Below are 14,083 nucleotides of genomic sequence, written 5' to 3'. Positions count from 1 at the left end.
CGGCGAAGACTCCTCGAAAATGCTATCGCATTTCCTTCGTGCGTTGATGATTCAAGAAGCTTATTCAATGTCCAGCGGGAGTACGGGGCAGGGGAGACCCCGCAGGCGCCAAAAGCGCTGAGGAGGCTCCCCGGCACGCCCGCGGAAAGCGAAGCCGCCTGGAGCGGAAATCAAACAGTCAACCATGAAACACCCTACTAATGGAATAAATTCCTTGCATGTTACTTTTCATGTCACAGATTCATGATTTTGGTCAAAAAGATTCGTTTCAGAATATTGGAATACATGTCTTACTCTTCAGGCAATCGTTAAAAAGGGGCAACATATAAATTCTGATATTATAAAAAAAGGTGCCCAAAAATATATAATTTTTGGGGCACCCTATCCATTTACCCTAGCTTGCGATTTCCTTTTTCTTTTCAAGCTTTTCTTTTTTCAATATCTTGTTAAATTCTCTTGTTTCAGCAACGATCACTCCGGATAAACCGAGAAGACCGATCAAGTTCGGCACGGCCATTAAACCATTAAAAATATCAGCAATCGTCCAAACTAACCCAAGGCTCATACCAGCTCCGACAACAACAGAAAGCGTATAAAAAATCCTATACACTTTTATTGAACCCATTCCAAACAAGTATTCAACACATTTCTCTCCATAGTATGCCCAGCCCAGCACAGTTGAGTAAGCAAAAAGAATAATACCGATTGAAACAATCCAGCCTCCAACACCCGGCAGCATTTGATCAAACGTTTGCGTCGTTAATGCAGCCCCGGTTAAATCACTTTTTGTGTACAACTCACCCATGACCAAGGTAATCCCGGTTATGGAGCAAACAACGATCGTATCAAGGAAGGTTCCGGTCATGGAAATCAGTGCCTGGCGGCCGGGATGGTCAGTTTTTGCCGCAGCAGCCGCGATCGGTGCCGATCCCATACCTGCTTCATTAGAAAAAACTCCCCGTGCCACGCCATAGCGAATGACCGCGCCTACCGCCCCCCCAGCAGCAGCCTTTCCTGTAAACGCGTCTGAAAAAATGAGGTTAAGGGCAGCGGGAAGTTTTTCAATATTCGCGAAAATTATAATCAAACCTCCCAAAATATAAAAAACAGCCATAAATGGAACCATGTAAGAAGTAACCCTTCCGATACTTTTGATCCCACCAAGCAAGACAAGACCTGTTGCGATTGTCAGTACAATTCCAGTCACCCATGGATTAATTCCGAAACTGGATTGAATAGCCGCGGCAACGGAGTTTGACTGAACCGTGCTGCCAATTCCAAAAGCGGCCACCGCACCAAAAAAAGCAAACATTACCGCCAGCCATTTCCAGCCAAGGCCTTTTTCAATATAATACATCGGCCCGCCAGCCATTTCGCCCCGTTTTCCAACTGTTCGGTATTTCACAGCAAGTATGGCTTCAGAATACTTTGTGGCCATCCCCACAAGTGCTGTAACCCACATCCACAACACTGCTCCAGGTCCGCCAAGAACAACAGCGGTAGCTACCCCAGCTATGTTCCCGGTTCCGATTGTCGCGGCAAGAGCGGTCATTAGCGATTGAAAATGGGAAATATCTCCTTCTGAAGAATGATCCTGGTGTTTTGAGAATGCAAGCTTTAGAGCATATGGAAGTCTGCCGAACTGAAGGAAGGAAATTCGAATAGATAAAAAAATGCCTGTACCAACTAAAAGAATCAAAAGCGGCGGCCCCCAGATTATATCACTTACTTTGGTTAAAAATTCGCTCATATACCTCTCCCCTTTTTATGTTCGTTGTTTCTCTTTATGAATTGAGCTATTTAAATGCATGTCCCTCCTTTTTTACCATATTCATCATTTAGTATAGCAAAAATGAATTGAAAATTCAGTGTTTTTTGTAAACTTAAATCCAAACTATTATTTTGCCAAAAAGATTAACAATTAAACGAAAAGACCATGTAAACATTGACATAGAGTACCAAATAAGAGTACTTTCATATATGTATTGGGGTCATCGGTACAGAAGATTTTTTACTAGGATGATTAAATTGAAAAAATTAATTGCGATCGAAAATGTATCGAAAGCGAATCAGCAAGGTGTGCCAATTTTAAATGGCATCAGTGCCAGTGTGATGCAAGGTGAACTAATTACCATTATTGGACCGTCCGGCTCCGGAAAAAGCACTTTTTTGTCCTTAATCAATCGGATGACCGATCCGGATTCAGGGACTCTTTTATTCAAAAATACACCTTACATTGACTTGGATGTTCTGGAATTGCGCAGAAAAATTGGATTGGTCTTTCAATTGCCGACAATGCTAGCCGGTACTGTCCGTGATAACTTGATGATTGGTCCGAAATTGGTTCAGCGAGAGCTGTCCGAATTGGAAATAGAGCATTTATTGGAACAAGTTGGACTTTCCAAATCTTTGAAAGATCAAGATGCCCGCACCCTTTCAGGCGGCCAGAAACAACGGGTCTCTCTCGCTCGTACATTAGCGAACAAACCTGAAGTACTCCTTTTGGACGAAGTCACGGCCTCTCTTGACCCCAATAGTTCTGAGGAGATAGAAAAGTTGATTCAACAGTTGCATCAACAGGAGGGGAAAACAATTCTCTGGGTTTCGCACAATTTAAAACAGGCCAAAAAAGTTGGCCAAACCACATGGGTACTTGCAGGGGGAAAAATGATCGAGCAAGGTACAACAAATGAGGTTTTCAATTCCCCAAAGCATACTGTTACAAAAGAGTTCATCGCTACCTCTTTTGAGAAGGAGGAACCAGTTATTCAATGACAACTCTTGCTTTATTTTTAACATTGGTTTTTGTTGCATTTGCCATTTTGCTTTCACTTTGGCAACGAATCGGGCTTGAGAAAGATATCCTTATTGGCACCATACGAGCAGCAATACAATTAATCGCTGTTGGCTACGTTTTACATGCTATCTTTCAGCTAAAGTCTTGGATCTTAATCCTATTGATGCTTGTCTTGATGATCACAGTGGCAACGTTAAACGCACGGAAAAAGGGAAACGGACTCCCTGGAGTTGGTTGGCGGATTGCCGGAGCGATCACTTCAACCGAAATTCTAACGATGGGCTTACTGCTCGGACTTCGAATCATTCATGCAACTCCCCAATACATTATACCAATTAGCGGAATGATCATCGGAAATGGGATGGTCGTCTCCGGTCTGTTTTTCAATCGCTTAAAATCCGAGTTGGAAACGCGACGTGAAGAAATCAATGTCTTTTTAGCACTCGGCGCCACATCGAAACAGGCAATCGCTCGTGTCATGCGGAGTACAGTAAAAGCAGCAATGCTGCCAACTATAGATGGAATGAAAACGGTCGGGCTTGTACAGCTTCCGGGTATGATGACTGGAATGATTGTTGCCGGAGCAAACCCAATTGAAGCGGTTCGCTATCAAATTTTAATTATGTATTCTTTTACCTCTGCAGCTGCAATTACGGCAATCCTGCTGGGGATCCTCTCACACGGAATCTTATTCACAAAGGATCATCAGATGATTGAATATGACTAAAACCATTTTGAAATAACCATCAACTTGCCAGTGAACCGGCAAGTTCTTTTTTCATTAAATCAAGGTAAAAGAGCTTCAACATACTAGCATATTTTGATTGATTTAATTCCTGTTAAAAAGGCTACGGTTATGCCAACAATCGAAATAATTAGGAGCGAATAAAGCAATCTTCCATCCCTTAGTGCTACAACTCCAAAAAGAATGATCGCTGCGTCGATTCCAAGTAACAAGAATCCTGGATTGATGGATGTTTTTTTTGAAAGCAGTAAGGCAAGCAAATCCACTCCACCCGGACTTGCATGAACTCGGAGCATTAAGCCAACGCCAATTCCGATCAATAATCCGCCAAAAATGACACCCGGCAATAGAGGAAAATGAAAAAAGTTCGTTAATGGCAATAATAACTTAATAAAAATGGCGGAAATAAAAGTCCCGATCAAGCCTTTATAGAAATAAGCAAGGTCATATTTTATTGCAAAAAAGTAGATTGGAAGGTTGAGACAAATAAACACAATAGCTAGGTTAAAACCCCATAAATAATTCACCAGTAAGCTAATTCCCCATATTCCCCCATTGATTAAATGTGCAGGGACAACAAATCCATTTATTCCTGTAGCAATGAACAGACTGGCCACGCTAATTTGCCTAATATGTTGCGGCATGTTCCTCACCTCTTTCATTTTACGAGACAAGCACTCGATTCTCTTTCTACATATATGCAGTGAAGAAAAGCTTGATACCAACCCGACTCCTGTATTTGATCATTAAACAGAAAACCATGCAAGATTACCCATCACTACCATTAAAACTCGCTAACAAATGATCAAAAAATATGTTATTTTTAGGGCACGAATTTTACTTTTTAAAATTGAAGGATCGGATTATACCAGTGAAAACAGCGATACATTCAACGTATCTGTCACCCAAAAAACAGGATAATACGTTTTATGTTTCTATTTATATAAAATTCTGGCTCAGCCATATTGGTGCTTTTGCGTGGATGGGGTTCTCCTTTTTCCTTTCCCTTCCATGGCTGAAAGATCTGGCCAGTTACGTCTCCTATCCACTTGCGTTTTTAATCATCGCAGGTATTTCGTATTTGCCAGGATACATGAACGCCTTTTTAGTTGTAAGTCTGCTTTTGGATCGCCAGCCTTATTTTAAAAATGAATTTCCGAATGACGCAATTACCATCCTGATCGCTGCACATAACGAAGAAGATAAAATTTATCAGACTTTATACTATATAGACAAACAAGATTATTTGGGGAAAATCAAGGTTTTTGTCATCAATAATGGCTCGACCGATGGGACTTCCAAGGAGACATTAAAGGCAAAAGAAGAATTGAAAATAGAAATCGAACTGCTCAATGAATCGAGACCGGGGAAATTTCATGCATTAAACCATGGACTGAAATTGGTTCGAACGCCTTTAGTCATAACCATTGATGCGGACACACTGCTACATCCATCTTCGATTCGTTACCTTGTTGCCCGAATCAACTCAAGTCCTGATAATGTATGTGCAGTGGCAGGTTCCGTTTTAACCAAAAACAGCCGAGAAAATTTATGGACGAAAATCCAGGAGTGGGACTATTTTTTAGGAATTGCTTCAATCAAACGATTACAGGGACTATACCAAGGAACGCTTGTTGCTCAAGGTGCATACAGCATTTATAAAACAAAGCAATTAAGAGAAATTGGCGGATGGCCTAATGCGATTGGAGAAGATATTGTTTTAACGTGGCGGTTGCTTGAAAAAAAGTGGAAAGTTTATTTTGAGCCGCTTGCTGTTTCATTCACCGAAGTCCCGAGTTCATTTAGGCATTTTGTTCGGCAGCGGGCAAGATGGGCAAGGGGAATGATCGAAGGGTTGCACGAAGTAAAGCCATGGAAACAGCCCCAAATGTATGTCAAGTATTTGACAGGAATCAACTTTCTGATGCCATACTTGGATCTTTCCTATACTCTTTTCTGGATTCCGGGATTGATGTTATCATTTTTTGGCTATTTTTGGATTGTAGGCCCAATGACCTTGCTTGTTTTGCCATTGACACTCATCAGTTACAGCATCCTTTATCTCTATCAAAGAAACCATGTCTTTAAACGTTTGCAATTAAAAGTACGGAAAAATCAGCTTGGTTTTATCCTATTCATTCTTGGATATCAAATGATCATGTCCCCTGTTTCGGTATATGGTTATATTCAAGAATTTTTCAAACTGAAGCGGAATTGGAAATAAAACTCTATTCCGGGCGGTAAAATTAGTATCGCCCGGTTTTTTTGCACATATCCAAACATCCTTCCGCATTCATTCTTTATGATATTTGGTTTGGACGAGAATGATCAATACTCAAAATCAATTTTTATTTTTTGGGCTCCGGCCACTTTTTTGTTGTTTTTATCTAGTACATCACTTGTTGTGATTTCAATCCAGCTCGGTTTTGGAGACGATTTTTCAATAATAAATCCAAGCGAACCTTGTTTTGATCCATTTGCTTCGATTTCCCCACCTAAATATTCGATATAAAAATCATCTTTAAAATCTTTCTTTTCTCCATTGCTCGTTTCCAAGTGAGCAACAGGTCCGAATTGAACCGTTTTCGCTGATTTATTGATTAGCTCAACTTCCACCTTAACATATTTAATATCTTCATAGTTTTCTGTATAGTAGTGGAAATAATCCATTAGCGAATACGTAGGCAAAAGCTGAAGCAATTTTACATTTTTTATTTTCATTTCTATTGGCCCAACAGAATAGACTTTGTTTAATGCAGCTAAACCGAGAAGGTTCATTTCCCCTTTATCATCTTTTACGGATTTACCTACCTGCAAAAGGTTGGTATCATTCGGAACCTGGGGGTTTGGAACATAAACATCTGTTAACGATTTAGCCTTGTTTTTTGGCTTGACAGAACCACCGACATCTTTATTCGTTTCGGTCTCCTTCGCTTTCACTTTCTCCGAATCAAATGGTTTTGCACTGCTGCATCCAGCAATTAGTGAGAGGGTCATTACGATTGGAATGAATTTTTTCATTCTAATCTCCTTTCATTTTACGTGATTGTTCCCGTTGACAGCGATCAACGGGAACAGTGTTTCTTATTCTGATTTTTTACCGCGCTTCAAAATGTCAAAAATATGTTTTGCCTGATCGGTGTTGTCAATTTTTCCTGCAAACAAATCGCTGCCCGGCCCATATGCATAGACGTTTACATCTTCCCCAGTATGTCCGCCAGTCGTCCAGCCTGTGAAGGAACGATTATCAAAAATGGTCTCAATCGCGTTATCGATTTCAACTGTTTTTTTCGTTTCTGCAGCTTTTTTCACTGATTGAATTTCTTCTGGGGTTAAATTCAATTGGATATAAGATTTTAATGTTTGCTCTACATCAGCACCATTTGCAATTTGCTGGGCCATGAAATCAGGCGTGCGTTTTGCTGCTTTAATTGGAGCGCCAAACCAGTTATAGTTGCCTTTCGCACCAATTGAATAGCCACCTGTCGAGTGGTCAGCTGTTGCAATGACAAGCGTATGCTTATCTTTCTTGGCAAAGTCAATGGCTGCCTTAAACGCTTTTTCAAAATCTTCCATATCGCTCATAGCTGCAACAATATCATTGTCATGTCCAGCCCAGTCAATTTCGCTACCTTCTACCATTAAGAAGAAGCCTTTTTTATTTTGATTTAACTTATTTAACGCTGTTTTGGTCATATCCTCCAGAGAAGGCATCGCATTTTCGCGGTCAATCATTTTTGGCATTCCGCCAGGAGCGAACAATCCTAATAGTTTTGTGTTTTTATTTTTTAGCAGTTCATCCTTATTCGTTACATAGGAATAGCCATCTTTTTGGAATTCTTTTGTTAAATCACGGTCAGCCCGAATAAAATTCCCAATTCCTCCTCCGAGCATAACATCAATCTTATGGCCGCCATTAATCAATTCATCATAGTAATCATCAGCAATCGCATTCATGTTCTTCCGACTTACATCATGTGCACCGTAGGACGCTGGTGTAGCATGAGTGATTTCAGAAGTAGCAACAAGACCTGTAGACATTCCTTTTTCTTTTGCTGCTTCAAGGACTGTTTTCACACGGGAGCCATCATTATCAACTCCGATTGCAGCGTTGTATGTTTTAATACCAGCAGACATAGCTGTTGCTGCGGCTGCCGAGTCAGTTACATTTTGCTTTGGGTCTTCGGGATACGTCATTTGCTGACCGACTAAATATTGGTCAAACGCCGTTTGTTCCACTGCTTTCGTCGATGGATCATCCTTTAAGTAACGGTAAGCAGAAGTGTAAGATACGCCCATTCCATCCCCAATTAAAAAAATTACATTCCGAATATCAGCATTGTTTCCTTTTTCTTGTTTCTGTTCAATTACTTCTTTAGCTTGGACATCTTGTTGGAATGTTGCGCCGATCAAGGATCCGAAAGCTACAGTAGATAAAACAGCAATCGGCAAAATCTTCTTTTTCCATTTCTTTTTCAGCAAATGAATAACCTCCCTGGATTCTAATTGAATTCTAAACGAATTCTAATCAAATTTTAATTTAACTGACAATTAAACTATATAGTGAGTTTGTTAAGCCAATATTAACTAGGTGTAAAGATTGATAGATTCTTTCGTAAAGATTTCAGAAAAAGTGTAAAAATTTTATTGACACTGACTAAATAGATAATCCATAATATTGATAATGATTATCATTTTCACATAATGAATGATATCGAATACATATTAACAGGGGGTTTCCTATCATGAATTTTCATCGCAAAAAACTAATGGCTGGTATTTTATCCTCTTCCCTATTGTTCCCGATTCTTTCAGGGTGCAGTTCAACCGTTGAAAGCACAAACAACACCCAACAAAAAACAACAACTACAGGGAAAGTGAAGAAGGATGCAAAATCGATTGCTACAGCTATGCAGCAGTCACTGAAGGATGTAAAAAAAGCAATCGCTGCCAAAAACAATGATTCTCTTAAAAAATCAGCAGAGTTATTAAATCAGCAATGGCTGGAAAATGAAAATAGGATTCGTGATTCCTATCCCCTACTGTATACAGAAATTGAGAAATACTTAATGCCTTTATACGCTGCTGCAACTTCGAACAATCCAGATAAAAAGATTTTAAACGAAATGGCAGATTCCCTTAAAGGTTCATTAGCAAAACTAGCAAATGCAAAAGAAATGGAAAAAAAGAATTCTGCCTTTTTAACGCAAGCCATCGATCAATACAAACAATATGTTTTTGCTGAAACAGACCAATTAGTAAAATCTACTCAAAGTTTCATCGAAGCCGTGAAAGCAAAAGATGTCCCGAAAGCTAAATCGCTATATGTTGAATCTCGATCACATTATGAACGGATTGAGCCAATCGCTGAAAGCTTTGGCGACCTTGATCCCAAAATTGATGCCCGTGAAGGAGATGTGGACCCTTCTGAGTGGGGAGGCTTTCACCGGATTGAAAAAGCATTATGGAACGGGGAATCTTTAGATGAGATGGCAAAAGTTGCAGACAAACTAAATCAAGATATTCTTCTACTTCAGGAAAAAGTGAAAAACGTCAGCCTTAATCCTGCGCAATTTGTCGCAGGTGCGATGGAGTTGATCAATGAGGCAGCCATTTCTAAAATTACAGGTGAAGAAGAGCGATTCGCCCATGTAGATTTAATGGATTTAAGCGCCAACGTAGACGGAGCGTTTGCGATCTATACTGCGATTCAGCCTTATTTAATTAAACAAGATCAAGAACTTTCGGTAAAACTTGATCAACAGTTCTCGCAACTGGCAACAACACTTACGTCTTATAAAACGAATGGACAATATGTTCTATATACCGATTTAACGAAAGAACAGATCCGGGATCTTAGCCAAAAATTAAGTGTGCTCTCAGAATTAATGGGGCAGACTGCAAAGATTTTAGCATAGTGAGGAGAAAAAAATGTCCAGCAAATCAAGTTCAAACAAATTCTCAAGGCGGGATATTCTAAAGATGACCGCAATGGCTGGTGCTGGAATCGCACTAGGGGCCAGCGGATTTGGCGCAGTAACAGCTATGTCAGATGTTTTTGATAAACAGGCAAATGCTTCTCCAAAAGAACAGGGTGATGTCATTTCCTTTTTTGGCAAACATCAAGCAGGCATTGCCACACCACAGCAGGCATATGCCTATATTGCTGCATTCAAACTGCTTACAGAAGACAAACAAGAGGTCATAAAGCTTTTTAAACAATGGACGGATCTCGGTGCGAAACTGAGCGAAGGAAAAATAAATACGGAAACCAGCATCAATGACTTTGTTCCTCCAGCAGATTCTGGTGAAGCGGATGATTTCTCTTCCTCTAAACTCACAATAACATTTGGGCTTGGCTCCACTTTTTTTATCAAAAACGGCATCGATCGTTATGGCCTCGCCCAGCAAAAACCAAAACAGTTAAAGGATATTCCCCCAATGCCAAAAGACGCATTGCAAGAGCCTTTTATCGGAGGCGATCTTTGCATCCAAGTATGTGCTGATGTTCAGCAAGTGGCATTTCATGCGATTCGCAATTTAATCAAAACCGCAAGCGGACTTGCTGAAGTGCAATGGATTCAAGCCGGATTCCTTAATAAAAAGGATGGGCAAACACCAAGAAACTTATTTGGTTTTAAAGATGGCACCGCAAATCCTTCACCTGATGATCAGGCAGCATTTCAATCTATCGTTTGGGCCAGCGAAGATGAACCCGACTGGATGAATGGCGGTTCTTATATGGCTTGCAGAAAAATTCAAATGATGCTTGAAGTTTGGGACAGGTCATCGTTTAAAAACCAAGAAGACACATTTGGCAGAAAAAAATCAAGCGGTGCTGCATACGGAAAATTAAACGAGCATGATGCAGTTGATGTGACGCAACTTCCTTTCAACTCGCATGTCCGGATCGCAAAAGAAACAGGTCAGCAAATATTCCGCCGCGCCTATTCGTACACCGACGGAATGGATCCAACAACAGGAAACCTCAATGCCGGACTCATGTTTATCAGCTATCAGAAAAATCCTGAAACCCAGTTTATACCGATGCTGAGAAAGCTATCTCAATTCGATATGTTAAATGAATACACAAAACATATTGGCAGTGCACTTTTTGCTGTGCCAGGAGGCATTCGAAAAGGAGAATATTTGGCACAAAGATTGTTAGAAAAATAATCTTTTCATATTTAAAAGGCTGCTTGAATCGCAGCCTTTTGTTCTTAGGCTAAAGCCTGGCTCCAAAATTCGGAGACAGGCTTTGTTTCATGAGTTGATTTTATAAGCGCGCTATCCCCCTAATAGAAGGTTTTTTCCTTATGATCCTTTTTGGATGTTGATTGTTTTTCCTTCTTTACGCCATTTTTTAAATTCGGCCGTTGCAGTAAATAAAACATCTGTTGATGAATTAAGGGCTGTTTCAACAGAGTCTTGAATAACACCTATGATGAAACCAACTCCTACCACTTGCATGGCAATATCATTTGAAATTCCGAATAAGCTGGCAGCTAGTGGGATCAGCAACAAGGATCCACCTGCAACCCCCGAAGCTCCGGCAGCAGCAATAGCGGACAATACACTTAGGATAAATGCGGTCGGTATATCAACTTGGATCCCAAGAGTATGAACCGCTGCCAGTGTCAATACCGAAATAGTCACGGCAGCACCTGCCATATTAATCGTTGCCCCTAAAGGAATGGAAACAGAATACGTATCTTTATCTAAGCCTAATTTTTCGCATAATCTCATATTTACCGGAATGTTTGCAGCTGAACTGCGGGTAAAAAATGCGGTAATCCCGCTATCCTTTAAGCACTTAAAGACAAGCGGGTAAGGGTTTTGACGGATATTCACGAATACAATGATTGGATTAACGACAAGCGCAACAGTGAGCATGCAGCCAACTAAAACCGCCAGTAACTTTCCGTAACCTATTAAAGATTCAATCCCATTTGTTGTAATCGAGTTAAACACGAGACCCATAATTCCAAGCGGTGCGAAGCGGATAACCCATGTAACAATTTTGGAAACAGCATCGGAAACATTTGAAATCATCGTTTTTGTCGTATCTGCTGCATTTTTTAATGCAAATCCAAGCAGAATCGCCCAAGATAAGATACCGATATAGTTTGCATTAAAAATCGCTTTTACGGGATTATCGACAACATTTAGCAGCAATGCTTTCAGTACTTCCGTAATCCCTCCAGGAGCCGTCACACCCTTGGCTCCGTTTACCAGAGTCAAGCTCACAGGAAAAATAAAACTGACAATAACGGCTATCAATCCAGCTAAAAAGGTTCCTAAAAGATAGAGGAAGATGATGGTTTTCATATTCGTTTTGTGTCCGCTCTTATGCTGTGCAATGGCAGACATAACCAAGAAAAACACCAAGACAGGGGCAACGGCTTTTAGTGCCCCGACGAATAAAGTCCCTAAAATAACAATCGGCTTGGCCGTATTTGGAATGGTTAGAGCTAAAATTATCCCAATGATCAAACCAATCAAAATTTGTTTAACAAGACTTAATTGATTCCACTTTTGTATAAAACTCTTCAAATTATATTCCCCCTTTTAAATTGTCAAAAAAACTCTTTTACAAATCGTTTTTTGACTCTATTTAGTCTAATAGTTAGTATTATAATGAAAATTTTGATATATTACAATAGAGTTAATTTTCGTTTAGAATAACAATTTCTACTAGGAGGCCCTACCAAAAAAATATTTTAAAAAAGAATGTTTTTATAATTTACGTAATTTATTTGAGAATGAAGAACAGCCGTCAAGGGTTGAATGAAAGAAGCTTGATTCAGATTGTTCATTTCCTCTTAAATATAGATGAAAACTCGCCGATTGGCGAGCGTTTGGCGGTTCATGAGCGTAGTTGCCCTTATCATGCTCAAAACAGCACGTCCTGTGCCTTTCGCCTGACTAGGCCATCCCCGAAGAATTCCTTATCCTTGACCGTCGTGCATTCAGAATTTATGGATATAAATACTGATTAGCGAATAAAAAGCCTTCAACACCACTATATCCCTATTTCAACGTTCAAGTGATTTCGATAATTCTTTAATTTTCACAATCCACTCCTTAAAACTCCCAAATTCGTTCGGATCGAATCCAAAATGAGTTTTTATTAAGCGGATCGATTCTTTTTCCGAATCATGAAAAACACCATCTGCATAAATAAGTTGTAAGATTTCGGTTAAGACAATGTTTTTTGAGCGTTCAGTTGTAAAACGATTAAGAATGTCTTCAAGTGCAAGACCTTCTATTTTGTAATCTTCAAGTTCCATTTCTCTTTGATATTTTTCAATGATCGAATTCTCAAATATCGATACATTCCCGTCAACAAACGCTATTAAAGAAGCCAGTTCAAGGAATGCTTCCCTTTCCTCTCGCTTTAGTTCTGCTAAGAACATTGCATTTCTCCTTTTTATATATTTTTCAGTAGAGTTATGACGTCGATGAGCAGGGACTACTTATTCTTTCAAAACTGATTCGTTCCTGATTCATCATCCCACCTCCGAGTTTATTTATTATATCATATATGTTCAAAGTGTTTATTCAATTAAAAATCGGCTTAATGGAAAACAGAAAAGCTTTTACAAAAAGCAAAGAAATGATCCTTGTTTTTAATGGTATACTAGAAGAATGATATACCCCATTAGAAAATGGAAGATCGGGTCGTAAGGAGAGAGTGAAAATGAATTACAAGGTTGTCATCTTAGATATAGACGGAACCATCTTGCCACATGGTAAAAAGGTGTCCAATGCTACCAAAGCGGCAATCCAAAAGCTGAAGGAAAAAAAGATCAATGTGGTCATCGCAACTGGCAGGGCTCCCTATTTTTCAAAAACCATTGTTCAAGAAACAGGTGTGGAGTCAATGGTCTTTTTCAATGGTGCCTATGCCTTACATAAAGGGAAAGAAGTTTTCAAAAATGCCATCGATAAAAAGATAGTAAATAAAATTCAACAAATGGCTGTCGATCGTCAACATCCGCTTACATTTTTAGGAGGGACGAGCTTTAAGGCAACAGATATCAACCATCCATTTGTGATTGAAGCTTATATGCATGATCCATGGAAGCCTGAACTTGCCCCCGCTCAATTTTGGATGGAACAGGATATCTACCAGTTGTTTCTTCATTGTGATACGGAGGAAGAGCACCACTACAAAACAATGATTCCAGAATTGGATTTCAGAAGGTGGTCTTCAATTGGGGCAAAAACTTGCGATGTTAATATGCTCAAATCCAACAAAGCTGTCGGACTGACTAAATTGTTGGAAAAAATGGGCATTGCTCCAGACGAAGCAGTTGCGTTTGGAGATGGATTAAATGATATCGAAATGCTCTCTCTAGTCGGGTTGGGAGTTGCAATGGGTTCTGCACGTGATGAAGTGAAACTGGCTGCTAATATGGTTACTCTTTCAGCCGAAGAAGACGGCGTCTCTTATGGTTTGGAACAGCTTGGGTTAATCTAATTTTGTTTTAACAATAAATCGGGTGGTATATTCAAGAAATCATAGGTTTGCTGAATAA

At 39.8% G+C, this 14,083-nt stretch carries 12 protein-coding genes; 6 read left to right on the top strand and 6 right to left on the bottom strand.

Annotated features, from left to right (window positions below; genetic code table 11):
- Positions 1–394: 394 nt before the first annotated feature.
- Positions 395–1,750, bottom strand: coding sequence for an alanine/glycine:cation symporter family protein (locus ACQYAD_RS11540; protein ID WP_430238296.1), 1,356 nt, complete (start codon positions 1,748–1,750; stop codon positions 395–397).
- Positions 1,751–2,028: 278 nt separating this feature from the next.
- Here ACQYAD_RS11540 and ACQYAD_RS11535 point away from each other — a divergent pair, with 278 nt between their 5' ends.
- Both ACQYAD_RS11535 and ACQYAD_RS11530 read left to right on the top strand, forming a co-directional pair.
- On the top strand, positions 2,029–2,775 hold the full coding sequence (locus ACQYAD_RS11535) for a phosphate ABC transporter ATP-binding protein (RefSeq protein ID WP_430238294.1): 747 nt from the start codon (positions 2,029–2,031) through the stop codon (positions 2,773–2,775).
- The gene (locus tag ACQYAD_RS11530) at positions 2,772–3,524 is read left to right on the top strand and encodes an ABC transporter permease (RefSeq protein ID WP_430238292.1); all 753 of its coding nucleotides are present in this window, start codon (positions 2,772–2,774) and stop codon (positions 3,522–3,524) included. Before ACQYAD_RS11535 ends, ACQYAD_RS11530 begins: the two co-directional genes overlap by 4 nt.
- Positions 3,525–3,607: 83 nt before the next feature.
- Here the strand turns inward: ACQYAD_RS11530 and ACQYAD_RS11525 are convergent, their stop codons facing one another.
- Positions 3,608–4,186, bottom strand: coding sequence for a YitT family protein (locus ACQYAD_RS11525; protein ID WP_430238290.1), 579 nt, complete (start codon positions 4,184–4,186; stop codon positions 3,608–3,610).
- Between the two features lie 239 nt (positions 4,187–4,425).
- On the opposite strand from ACQYAD_RS11525, the gene ACQYAD_RS11520 reads away from it, so the two are divergent.
- Positions 4,426–5,766, top strand: coding sequence for a glycosyltransferase family 2 protein (locus ACQYAD_RS11520; protein ID WP_430238803.1), 1,341 nt, complete (start codon positions 4,426–4,428; stop codon positions 5,764–5,766).
- Between the two features lie 104 nt (positions 5,767–5,870).
- Here ACQYAD_RS11520 and ACQYAD_RS11515 read toward each other — a convergent pair whose 3' ends face one another.
- Together ACQYAD_RS11515 and ACQYAD_RS11510 are read right to left on the bottom strand one after the other, a co-directional pair.
- Positions 5,871–6,563 carry a hypothetical protein gene (locus ACQYAD_RS11515; protein ID WP_430238288.1) on the bottom strand — a complete coding sequence of 231 codons (693 nt, stop codon included), beginning with the start codon at positions 6,561–6,563 and terminating at the stop codon, positions 5,871–5,873.
- 63 nt (positions 6,564–6,626) lie between these two features.
- A complete protein-coding gene (locus ACQYAD_RS11510; RefSeq protein WP_430238286.1) occupies positions 6,627–8,024 on the bottom strand; it encodes an alkaline phosphatase in 1,398 nt (465 codons plus the stop codon).
- A 263-nt stretch (positions 8,025–8,287) separates the two neighbouring features.
- Between ACQYAD_RS11510 and efeO the strand changes: the two genes are divergently transcribed.
- On the top strand, positions 8,288–9,460 hold the full coding sequence (gene efeO / locus ACQYAD_RS11505; RefSeq protein ID WP_430238284.1) for an iron uptake system protein EfeO: 1,173 nt from the start codon (positions 8,288–8,290) through the stop codon (positions 9,458–9,460).
- Between the two features lie 13 nt (positions 9,461–9,473).
- Positions 9,474–10,718, top strand: a complete 1,245-nt coding sequence (efeB, locus tag ACQYAD_RS11500; RefSeq protein ID WP_430238282.1) for an iron uptake transporter deferrochelatase/peroxidase subunit — start codon at positions 9,474–9,476, stop codon at positions 10,716–10,718.
- 138 nt (positions 10,719–10,856) lie between these two features.
- Here efeB and sstT read toward each other — a convergent pair whose 3' ends face one another.
- A complete protein-coding gene (sstT, locus tag ACQYAD_RS11495; RefSeq protein WP_430238280.1) occupies positions 10,857–12,095 on the bottom strand; it encodes a serine/threonine transporter SstT in 1,239 nt (412 codons plus the stop codon).
- 482 nt (positions 12,096–12,577) lie between these two features.
- A complete protein-coding gene (locus tag ACQYAD_RS11490; RefSeq protein ID WP_430238278.1) occupies positions 12,578–12,958 on the bottom strand; it encodes a hypothetical protein in 381 nt (126 codons plus the stop codon).
- A gap of 284 nt (positions 12,959–13,242) precedes the next feature.
- On the opposite strand from ACQYAD_RS11490, the gene ACQYAD_RS11485 reads away from it, so the two are divergent.
- A complete protein-coding gene (locus ACQYAD_RS11485) occupies positions 13,243–14,025 on the top strand; it encodes a Cof-type HAD-IIB family hydrolase (RefSeq protein ID WP_430238277.1) in 783 nt (260 codons plus the stop codon).
- The last annotated feature ends 58 nt before the right edge of the window (positions 14,026–14,083 follow it).

The organism is Neobacillus sp. SM06 (assembly GCF_050496765.1).
Classification (GTDB): domain Bacteria; phylum Bacillota; class Bacilli; order Bacillales; family Cytobacillaceae; genus JAEVLT01.
Note: the sequence above shows the minus strand (reverse complement) of the source record. Positions and strands in the feature narration are given on the sequence as shown.

What these genes read in the sequence shown, in the direction of transcription:
- ACQYAD_RS11540 (WP_430238296.1), bottom strand. Translation starts at nt 1,750, where the DNA reads ATGAGCGAATTTTTAACCAAAGTAAGTGATATAATCTGGGGGCCGCCG.
- ACQYAD_RS11530 (WP_430238292.1), top strand. Translation starts at nt 2,772, where the DNA reads ATGACAACTCTTGCTTTATTTTTAACATTGGTTTTTGTTGCATTTGCC.
- ACQYAD_RS11525 (WP_430238290.1), bottom strand. Translation starts at nt 4,186, where the DNA reads ATGCCGCAACATATTAGGCAAATTAGCGTGGCCAGTCTGTTCATTGCT.
- ACQYAD_RS11515 (WP_430238288.1), bottom strand. Translation starts at nt 6,563, where the DNA reads ATGAAAAAATTCATTCCAATCGTAATGACCCTCTCACTAATTGCTGGA.
- efeO (WP_430238284.1), top strand. Translation starts at nt 8,288, where the DNA reads ATGAATTTTCATCGCAAAAAACTAATGGCTGGTATTTTATCCTCTTCC.
- efeB (WP_430238282.1), top strand. Translation starts at nt 9,474, where the DNA reads ATGTCCAGCAAATCAAGTTCAAACAAATTCTCAAGGCGGGATATTCTA.
- ACQYAD_RS11490 (WP_430238278.1), bottom strand. Translation starts at nt 12,958, where the DNA reads ATGTTCTTAGCAGAACTAAAGCGAGAGGAAAGGGAAGCATTCCTTGAA.
- ACQYAD_RS11485 (WP_430238277.1), top strand. Translation starts at nt 13,243, where the DNA reads ATGAATTACAAGGTTGTCATCTTAGATATAGACGGAACCATCTTGCCA.